The sequence below is a fragment of the Nocardioides sp. NPDC057772 genome (assembly GCF_042798075.1).
Classification (GTDB): Bacteria; Actinomycetota; Actinomycetes; order Propionibacteriales; family Nocardioidaceae; genus Nocardioides.
Genome location: NZ_JBHVKN010000219.1, coordinates 1 through 8,224, shown reverse-complemented (window position 1 = coordinate 8,224; position 8,224 = coordinate 1). Strand labels below are relative to the sequence as shown.

The window sequence follows — 8,224 nt, the reverse complement described above, 5'->3', positions numbered from 1 at the left end:
GATGTGGGTGCGTGGTAGCTCCACACCTCACCCGGAGGTCTTCGTCATGATCCAGCCGACCCGCCGTACCTAACGTCCGTGATCAGAACAGCTAGGTCAGGATGGCTCCCTTCGACGTCCTCGAGGATGAGCGCGACCCAGTCGCCGTCGTCGTACGACGCCTCCAGCCGCGCCCAGAGCGGGTGCTCGCCGATCAGCTCCAGGACGGTGATCTCGCGGCGGAACAGGGTCGGCGTGTGCGGGTTGAGGTCGAGCCCGACCGCCTTCACGAACGCGCGACGACCGTCCGCGCACACCAGCCGCGCGGCACAGCCCGGCGACATGCCACCCACCTGGTCCGCGTACGAGATCACGCGGGAGTCGAGGGTCGACTCGATCCACCCGGTCACGTGGGGCGGGACGTCGGAGAATGAGATGCGTCTGCCGACCGCTCGTGGTGCTGTCACCCGCGCCATGATCCCGGCGCGGGCGCAGCGGTTGCCACTGGTTATCCCTGCACGGCCAGGTAGTGAGGGCTGTGCATCAGCCCGATCAGATTGCCGAACGGGTCGGCGACCGTGGCGATCTCCCAGCCCGGCTCGCCGAGCGGTCGCGGCGCGGCGAGGCCGGTCGCGCCGAGTGAGAGCAGATGGTCGTACGACTTCTGCACGTCGTCGACGTGCCAGTGCATGATCGCGCCCGCTCGGCTGGCGGTGGAGCAGCCGTCGGGGGCGTATCGGCGGTCGAGCAGACCGAGCTCGTCCTGGCTGTCGCCGATGCGGAACTCTACGTACGCCGGCTCCTCGGCGTTGGGACGTACGAAGTAGGGATCGACGTCGAGCAGTTCCTGATACCAGGCTTCGGCCGCCTTCACGTCGTCGACGAGGTAGTTGATGGTGGTGAATCCGCGGAACATGGCGCTCATCCTTTCGTGGTGGTGAGATCCATGCTTCCGTTCAAAGTGCTCACGTCATGAGCACTTTGTATGGAATGTTCTGAGTGTGAGAGCCGAGCGGATGATCGCGACCCTCCTGCTGCTGCAGGCGCGTGGCCGGGTGACCGCGGCCGAGCTGGCCACCGAGCTGGAGGTCTCGGTCGCCACCGCTCGCCGCGACCTCGAGGCGCTGTCGGTGGCCGGCGTGCCCGTCTACCCGCAGGCGGGCAGGGGCGGCGGCTGGTCACTCGTCGGCGGCGCGCGCACCGACCTCAGCGGGCTGACCGGTCCCGAGTCGCAGGCGCTGTTCGCGCTGCTGGGTCCGGGTGCGGGCGCCTCGGCCGAGGCGCAGCAGGCGCTGCGCAAGCTCCTCCGGGCGCTGCCGAGCCCGTTCCGGGCAGACGCGGTCGCGGCCGCGGAGGCCGTACGTCTCGACGCTGCGTCCTGGGGCGAGCTCCGCCGCTCCCGGCCCGAGATCGTGCAGGCAGTGCAGCAGGCGGTGATCGAGCGGAGGCGGGTGCGCGTGAACTACACCAACCGCACCGGAGAGGTCAGTGCGACGCTGCTCGACCCGCTCGGCCTGGTCGCCAAGGACGACCTGTGGTACCTCTTGGCGACCCGCGAGAACAGTCCTGACGTACGCACCTACCGCATGGACCGGGTCGCCTCGGTGGAGGTGACCACGCAGGAGGCGGAGCGGCCCGAGGACTTCGACCTGGCCCGCGAGTGGCAGCGGGTCGTGGCGTACGTCGAAGGACGCCGCGCTCGGGTCCGGGCCACCGTGCTGCTGCGGCGTCGCCATCTGTGGGTGCTGCGGGACCATTTCGGCACCTACCTCGAGGTGGTCGGTGACGCGTCACCCGTCGACGAGGAGGAGCGGATCGAGGTGACCGTCGCCGCACACACCGCCAGGTCCCTCGCCGAGCAGCTGGCTGGATGGGGAGCGATGATCGAGGTCACCGGACCTGAGGACGTATGCCAGGAGCTGGCACGGATCGGGGCCGAGCTGGCGGCTGCGTACGGCTGAAGGTCGAGCAATTTCGGCTAAGCGGGTCGTCGGCCCCGGATGGTCTACTCGGAGGGAGATCATCTGAGGAGGGTGAATGCGCACGGAACAGGTTCGGTTCCCGAAGGAGTACGGCACGCCGAGTGAGCTGCTGGCGTGGGAGGACGTACGCCAGCAGCTGATCGAGGCGAAGCAGTTCTGGTTCGCGTTCGAGAGGCCCGGGCGGAGTCCGCACGTGACGCCGCTGGACGGGATCTGGTTCGAGGAGAAGCTGGTCTACGGCGGGAGCCCGGAGACGCTGCACCGGCGGCTGGCCGCGGCGCACCCGAAGGTGACGGTCAACCTGCCGGACCCGTGGAAGCTGGTGGTCATCGAGGGTGAGGTGCGGGAGACGAGCTTCGCTCCTGAGGTCGCCGAGGAGATTGCGGGGCTGCTGAACGCGAAGTATCCCGAGTACGGCGAGAACGTCTTCAAGCCGGAGCACTACACCGACGGGGTGCCCGCCGTGCATCCGAGCCGGATCCGGGCGTGGACGTCGTTCCCCAAGGACGCGACGGCATTCGTCTTCGACTGATCTGCGGCCGGCCCGTTGTAGTCTCCCGGGGATGCATTTCACCGAGTACGACACCCGGGTGGCCGCGTACGCCGTCATCGTCGACGCAGGGCGGATCCTGCTGAGCTGGTTCAACGGCAACCACCGCACCGAGCCCGGATGGACGCTCCCGGGCGGCGGTGTCGACTACGGCGAGCAGATGCCCGACGCGGTCAGACGTGAGGTGAAGGAGGAGACCGGCTACGACGTCGAGGTCGGGGCTCCGCTGACGACCAACGTGTACGTCGTGCCGTTCGAACCGGGTCGCCGGCCCTACCAGTCCACCCGGGTGATCTTCGAGGCGCGGATCGTCGGGGGTGAGCTGGGCACGCTGGAGGTCGACGGAACCACCGACTTCGCCGAGTGGGTCCCGCTCGAGAAGGCGGCCGCGGTGCCCACGTCGGCCGCCGACATCGTTCACCTCGGGATCGAGGCCTGGAGGGCTCAGTCCACCCAGTAGTTGTCGTGGAGCTTGTAGAACTCGGCCATGTCGTCCGGGCTGAGCTCGGTGCCCTCGGCCAGCTCGCGCAGCCCCTCGAAGTAGCCCTCCCGCGGCGCGCCCGGGGTGAAGTGGAGCAGCATCGAGGCGGGTTCGTCGGTGGTGTTGCGGAAGCCGTGCAGACCCCCGACCGGCACGTGCACGAAGTCGCCGGCGCCGGCCGGGATCCACTCCTCGCCGTTGTAGATCCGCACCGTCCCGGTCAGCACGTAGAACGACTCGGCGACCGCGCGGTGGAAGTGTGGTCCCGGGCCGGTCTCGCCCGGACCGAAGTGCCAGCGGTAGAGCCCGTAGTCGCCCGCGGTGGTCGCGCCGGTGGCGAGATAGTCGACCTTCACGCCGTTGGGATAGGTCAGATCGGGCGCGGTCTTGTCGGGACGATAGAACGCCGAGACCTCACCGGCCTCGCCGTCGTAGCGCTCGGGCGGGTAGGGAACGCCCTTGGTCCCCATCGACTCTGGAAGTGACATGGGCCCAAACCTGCCCGATCGGTCGGGGGTTGGGAAGCGGATTTAGGGTTGCCGCTGTGACGCTCGTGCCCGACTCCTTCCTGGCGCTCGCGGCCAACGGGCCGTCGTGGGCCGCGTGGCTCGAGGAGCTCCCGGCGCTGCTCCGCGACCTGGTCGAGGAGTGGTCGCTGACGATCGACGGTCCGACCACTCACGGCAACTGCGCGGCCGTGCTCCCGGTCCGCACCGCCGACGGCGAGGCCGCGGTGCTGAAGGTCGGCTGGCCCCACTGGGAGGCCGAGCACGAGGCGCTGGCGCTGCAGGTGTGGGGCGGTCGGGGTGCCGTACGTCTGCTGCGGGCCGACCCGAAGCGGTTCGCGCTGCTGCTCGAACGTCTGCACACCGAGGACCTCTCGCAGATGTGGGACGTGCAGGCCTGCGAGCTCGTGGCCGGGTTCTACCGGCGGCTGCACGTGGCGGCTCCGCCGCAGCTGCGTACGTTGTCGCAGCAGGCCGCACGCTGGGCCGACGAGCTGGGGGAGAAGAGCCGGCGGCTCCCGGTGCCGCCGCGGATGGTCGAGCAGGCCCGGTCGATCGCACGCGACTTCGCCCGCGACGAGGCCACCGACGGTCGGCTGATCCACACGGACCTGCACTTCGAGAACGTCCTGCGCAGCGATCGTGAGGAGTGGCTGGTCATCGACCCGAAGCCGCTCTCCGGCGACCCGCACTACGAGCTCGCGCCGATGCTCTGGAACCGCTTCGACGAGTACGCGGGGCGGATCCGCGACGGCGTACGCGACCGCTTCTTCGCCCTCGTCGACGCCGCCGAGCTCGACGAGGACCGCGCCCGGGCCTGGGTGGTGCTGCGGCTCCTCGTCAACGTCAAGGACGAGGTCGAGGACAACCCGGACCCCGACAAGGACTGGATCACCGCGATGATCTCCGTCGCGAAGGCCGTTCAGGACTGAGAAACTCGTTCGACCGGTGCCGGACCCGGCGGCACAATCGCCCCGTGCCCATCGTGCGAAGCGTCAACATCGGTCAGTCCAAGCCGGCGGAGTGGGCGGAGGTGGGCGCCACCTCGATGGAGAAGATCGCGACACCCGAGCCGGTGACGGTCGGCCCGGAAGGCATCGTCACCGACACCCAGACCGACCGCCGCCACCACGGTGGCGCGGAGCAGGCGGTCTACGCCTTCGCCCGCGAAGACCTCGACGCGTGGGGCTCGCGGCTGGGTGCGCCGCTTCGTGACGGACAGTTCGCCGAGAACCTCACCACCGAGGGGATCGACGTCAACGCGGCCCTGGTGGGGGAGCAGTGGCGGATCGGGACGGTGCTGCTGCAGATCTGCAGCGTGCGTACGCCGTGCAACGACTTCAAGAACTGGATGGGTGTCTCCGGCTACGACAACGCCCAGTGGGTCAAGAAGTTCACGGCAGAGGCGCGTCCGGGCCCCTACCTCCGGGTCCTCGAGGAGGGGCAGCTGCAGGCCGGCGACGAGATCGTCGTCGTCCACCGCCCCGACCACGGCATCACCGTCTCCTCGCTCTTCAAGGCCCTCACCACCGACCGTTCTCTGCTGCCATCGCTGATCGGCATCGAGGGGCTCGGGGACAAGCCGCGTGCCGCGGCTGAGAAGTACGTCGCGGCCCAGTGAGCATCCGGGAGAGCCTCTTCGTCCTCAAGGATCGCGACTTCGGGTGGTTCTTCGCCTCGCGGTTCGTCAACCTCGCCGGGTCGTCGATGTCGCACGTGGCGCTTGCGTTCGCGGTGCTCGAGGTGACCGACTCGGCCTCCGCGCTGGGTTACGTGGTCGCTGCGCACACCATCCCGATGGTCGTGTTCCTGCTGGTCGGAGGGGTGATCGCCGACAGGTTCCCGCGGCGGCTGGTGCTGCAGCTGAGCAACGTCGCCTCGGCCGCGACGCAGGCCGCCGCTGCGGCGCTGATCATCACCGGGCAGGCCGAGATCTGGCACCTGGTCGTCCTGGAGGCGATCAACGGCACCACGATGGCGATGGCGTTCCCGGCGATGCAGGGGATGGTGCCGCAGCTGGTGGCGAAGAAGGACCTGCAGCCGGCCAACCTGCTCCTCTCGATGTCGCGCGGCACCCTGACGATCCTGGGCCCCTCGGTCGCGGCGGCGCTCGTCGTCGGCGTCGGAGCCGGCTGGGCGCTGGCGGTCGATGCGCTGACCTGGCTGCTCGCGGCGCTCTTCCTGCTCCCGGTGCGGATCCCGCCGCGTCCGGCGGACGCAGAGAAGACCTCGGCCCTCGAGGACCTGCGCGCCGGGTGGACCTATTTCCGGGGCACCACCTGGCTGTGGGTCGTCGTGGTCGCCTTCATGGTCCTCAACGCGATCCAGTCGGGCGGGCTCAACGTGCTGGGGCCTGCGTACGCGAAGTCTTCCTCGCTCGGTGTCGAGGGCTGGGGCCTGGCGAACTCGGCGCTCGCGGCCGGGATGCTCGTCATGACGATCGTGCTGATGCGGGCCACGATCCGGCGTCCGCTGCGCGCGGGGATGTTCGGGATCATGACGTTCTCGCTGCCCTTCTTCACGCTCGCGCTGTGGCCGGAGACCGTCCCGTTCATCATCGCGATGGCCGTCGCCGGCGCTGGGATCGAGATCTTCAGCCTCGGCTGGAGCCTCGCGATGCAGGAGAACGTTCCGGAGGAGATGCTCTCGCGCGCCTACTCCTACGACGCGCTCGGCTCCTTCCTCGCGATGCCCGTCGGACAGCTGCTCTACGGTCCGCTGGCAGCTTGGTTCGGGGAGCGGCCGGTCTTCCTGGTCAGCGGCATGCTCTACGCCGCGGTCTGCCTTGCCGCGCTCGCGGTGCCGTCGGTGGTTAGGCTGCAACGCGTCGAGCAACCTGCCACCGAAGGAACGCCCGCATGAGCCTGAACACCGCTGTCGTCGACGAACTCTTCCAGCAGCGCTTCGAGGAGAACCTGACTCCGGGCCTGGCGTATGGAGTCGTACGTGGCTCCGAGCTGCTCCACACCGGCGCGTTCGGGGCGACGACCGAAGGTGGTCCGGCGCCGACCGCGGAGAGCGTCTTCCGGATCGCGTCGATGTCGAAGTCGTTCACGGCGGCCGCGGTGCTGCTGCTGCGCGACCGCGGGCTGGTCGACCTCGACGAGGCGATCGCGCAGTACGTGCCCGAGCTCGTCGACCAGGCTCCCTACTCCGCCGACTCGCCGGCGGTGACGTTGCGGCTGCTGCTCTCGATGTCGGCCGGGCTGCCGACCGACGACCCGTGGGGCGACCGGCAGGAGTCCCTGTCCTACGAGGCCTTCGGGACGTTCCTCGACGGAGGCTTCTCGACCGGGCAGGAGCCGGGGGTCGGGTTCGAGTACTCCAACCTCGGCTACGCGCTGCTCGGCCGCGCGATCGAGAACGTCGTGGGCGGCGACTCGCCCGAGGGGGCCAACCGCGACTTCGTCGAGCACGAGCTGCTGGCGCCGCTGGGCATGACCTCCTCGGCCTACTCGCCTGATGCGGTCCCGAATCGGGTGCCCGGTCATGTGCCGCCGCTGCACCCGGCCTGGGCCGGCGACCGGCTCGAGGGGCCGCCGACGTGGGCACCGACCGCGCCGATGTCGTCGGGGTCGTTCGCGGCGATGGGTGGTCTGCACTCCTCGGTCGCCGACCTGGCGCGCTGGGTCGGTGGGTTCCTGGGCGCCTTCTCCTCCGCCGCCGACGGGCACCCGTTGTCGAAGGCATCCCGGCGCGAGATGCAGCAGCTGCACCGGTTCGGGTCGGTGTCGGCCTCGCTCGGGTTCGACGGCCCCGATGCCGGGGTCGGGGCGCTCGCCGCCGGCTACGGCTACGGCCTGATGGTCGACCACGACAGCCGGCTCGGACAGATCGTCCACCACTCCGGCGGCTACCCCGGCTACGGCTCGCGGATGGTCTGGCACCCCGCGACCGGTCTGGGTGTGATCACGCTGTCCAACAGCACCTACGCCGGCGCCTACCCGACCGCGATGACCGCGCTGCGCTCCCTGGTCTCCGAGGAGCTCTCCGGGGGAGGGCCGCACCGGTTCTCGGCGGCGGTCAAGGGCCTGCGGCCGCGACTCGACTCGGCGCTGGAGGCCGCGGTCGAGCGGCTGCGTACGTTCGATCCTTCGGGTGCTGAGGTGTTCGCGCTGCCGTCGCTGTTCGCCGACAACGTCGAGCTCGACGCCCCCGACGCCGGCCGACGCGTACAGATCACCCAAGCGCGCGCCAAGGTCGGGCTGCCGCTGGGCGGCGCGCCCTACGGCTACTTCTCCCGCGCCATGGGCGTCGCGCTCGCCGTGGTACCTGCCGAGCGTGGCCGCTACGACATCGAGGTCATGCTCTCGCCGGAGGCCGAGCCGCGCATCCAGACCCTGCGCATCAACGCCGTCCCCGACGCCCACCCGAGCGTCGTCGCCGCCGCCCGTGCCGCCCTGGAGGAGGACTGTCCGGTCATCGCGGCGATGCGCGCCTTCGGTGTGCCCGAGCTGATCACCACGCCGCTGTCCGGTGACGGCGGCTCGGCCAAGGCCGACTTCCTCGTCGTCGCCGGTGCCACCTACTGGAAGGTCGCGGTCGCCAAGAAGACCACCGTCACCGCTTTCCCCACCGCCGACCACCCCCGCCTCACCTACCTCGCCTCCGCGCTCCGCGGCTGACCCTTCCCTGCCGAAGCGTCACCCGCGTCGGCCGAAGCGTCACTCCCGTCGGCCGAAGGGGCAACGTCGTGCCCACTCGGCCGACCTAACCGACGTCTCGG

10 protein-coding genes are annotated in these 8,224 nt (G+C 69.9%); 7 read left to right on the top strand and 3 right to left on the bottom strand.

Annotation, left to right across the window (positions count from 1 at the left end; translation table 11 throughout):
• Positions 1-44: 44 nt before the first annotated feature.
• Complete coding sequence (locus ACFVJS_RS24055; RefSeq protein WP_378885757.1) at positions 45-446, bottom strand: hypothetical protein; 402 nt, start codon at positions 444-446, stop codon at positions 45-47.
• Positions 447-487: 41 nt separating this feature from the next.
• The gene (locus ACFVJS_RS24050; protein WP_378885755.1) at positions 488-895 is read right to left on the bottom strand and encodes a VOC family protein; all 408 of its coding nucleotides are present in this window, start codon (positions 893-895) and stop codon (positions 488-490) included.
• A 100-nt stretch (positions 896-995) separates the two neighbouring features.
• Between ACFVJS_RS24050 and ACFVJS_RS24045 the strand changes: the two genes are divergently transcribed.
• The 3 genes from ACFVJS_RS24045 (at position 996) to ACFVJS_RS24035 (ending at position 2,971) form a co-directional block, all read left to right on the top strand.
• Positions 996-1,940 carry a helix-turn-helix transcriptional regulator gene (locus ACFVJS_RS24045; protein ID WP_378885754.1) on the top strand — a complete coding sequence of 315 codons (945 nt, stop codon included), beginning with the start codon at positions 996-998 and terminating at the stop codon, positions 1,938-1,940.
• Between the two features lie 76 nt (positions 1,941-2,016).
• The gene (locus tag ACFVJS_RS24040) at positions 2,017-2,493 is read left to right on the top strand and encodes a pyridoxamine 5'-phosphate oxidase family protein (RefSeq protein WP_378885752.1); all 477 of its coding nucleotides are present in this window, start codon (positions 2,017-2,019) and stop codon (positions 2,491-2,493) included.
• A 31-nt stretch (positions 2,494-2,524) separates the two neighbouring features.
• Positions 2,525-2,971, top strand: coding sequence for an NUDIX domain-containing protein (locus ACFVJS_RS24035; protein ID WP_378885750.1), 447 nt, complete (start codon positions 2,525-2,527; stop codon positions 2,969-2,971).
• On the opposite strand, the gene ACFVJS_RS24030 is transcribed toward ACFVJS_RS24035, so the two are convergent.
• Positions 2,956-3,480, bottom strand: coding sequence for a cupin domain-containing protein (locus ACFVJS_RS24030; RefSeq protein WP_378885748.1), 525 nt, complete (start codon positions 3,478-3,480; stop codon positions 2,956-2,958). The genes ACFVJS_RS24035 and ACFVJS_RS24030 overlap by 16 nt on opposite strands.
• Before the next feature lie 56 nt (positions 3,481-3,536).
• On the opposite strand from ACFVJS_RS24030, the gene ACFVJS_RS24025 reads away from it, so the two are divergent.
• From ACFVJS_RS24025 to ACFVJS_RS24010, 4 genes are read left to right on the top strand one after another with little or no spacing between them, the layout of a single operon-like run.
• A complete protein-coding gene (locus ACFVJS_RS24025; RefSeq protein WP_378885746.1) occupies positions 3,537-4,430 on the top strand; it encodes an aminoglycoside phosphotransferase family protein in 894 nt (297 codons plus the stop codon).
• Positions 4,431-4,474: 44 nt separating this feature from the next.
• Positions 4,475-5,119, top strand: a complete 645-nt coding sequence (locus ACFVJS_RS24020; RefSeq protein WP_378885744.1) for an MOSC domain-containing protein — start codon at positions 4,475-4,477, stop codon at positions 5,117-5,119.
• On the top strand, positions 5,116-6,360 hold the full coding sequence (locus tag ACFVJS_RS24015) for an MFS transporter (RefSeq protein WP_378885742.1): 1,245 nt from the start codon (positions 5,116-5,118) through the stop codon (positions 6,358-6,360). The genes ACFVJS_RS24020 and ACFVJS_RS24015 overlap by 4 nt, the downstream gene beginning before the upstream one ends.
• Entirely contained in the window at positions 6,357-8,123 is a 1,767-nt protein-coding gene (locus tag ACFVJS_RS24010) for a serine hydrolase domain-containing protein (protein WP_378885741.1), read from the top strand. The genes ACFVJS_RS24015 and ACFVJS_RS24010 overlap by 4 nt, the downstream gene beginning before the upstream one ends.
• Positions 8,124-8,224: the final 101 nt, after the last annotated feature.

Excerpts from the sequence above, each read along its gene's own strand:
- ACFVJS_RS24010 (WP_378885741.1), top strand. The coding sequence starts at position 6,357 with ATGAGCCTGAACACCGCTGTCGTCGACGAACTCTTCCAGCAGCGCTTC.
- ACFVJS_RS24045 (WP_378885754.1), top strand. The coding sequence starts at position 996 with ATGATCGCGACCCTCCTGCTGCTGCAGGCGCGTGGCCGGGTGACCGCG.
- ACFVJS_RS24035 (WP_378885750.1), top strand. The coding sequence starts at position 2,525 with ATGCATTTCACCGAGTACGACACCCGGGTGGCCGCGTACGCCGTCATC.
- ACFVJS_RS24050 (WP_378885755.1), bottom strand. The coding sequence starts at position 895 with ATGTTCCGCGGATTCACCACCATCAACTACCTCGTCGACGACGTGAAG.
- ACFVJS_RS24030 (WP_378885748.1), bottom strand. The coding sequence starts at position 3,480 with ATGTCACTTCCAGAGTCGATGGGGACCAAGGGCGTTCCCTACCCGCCC.
- ACFVJS_RS24040 (WP_378885752.1), top strand. The coding sequence starts at position 2,017 with ATGCGCACGGAACAGGTTCGGTTCCCGAAGGAGTACGGCACGCCGAGT.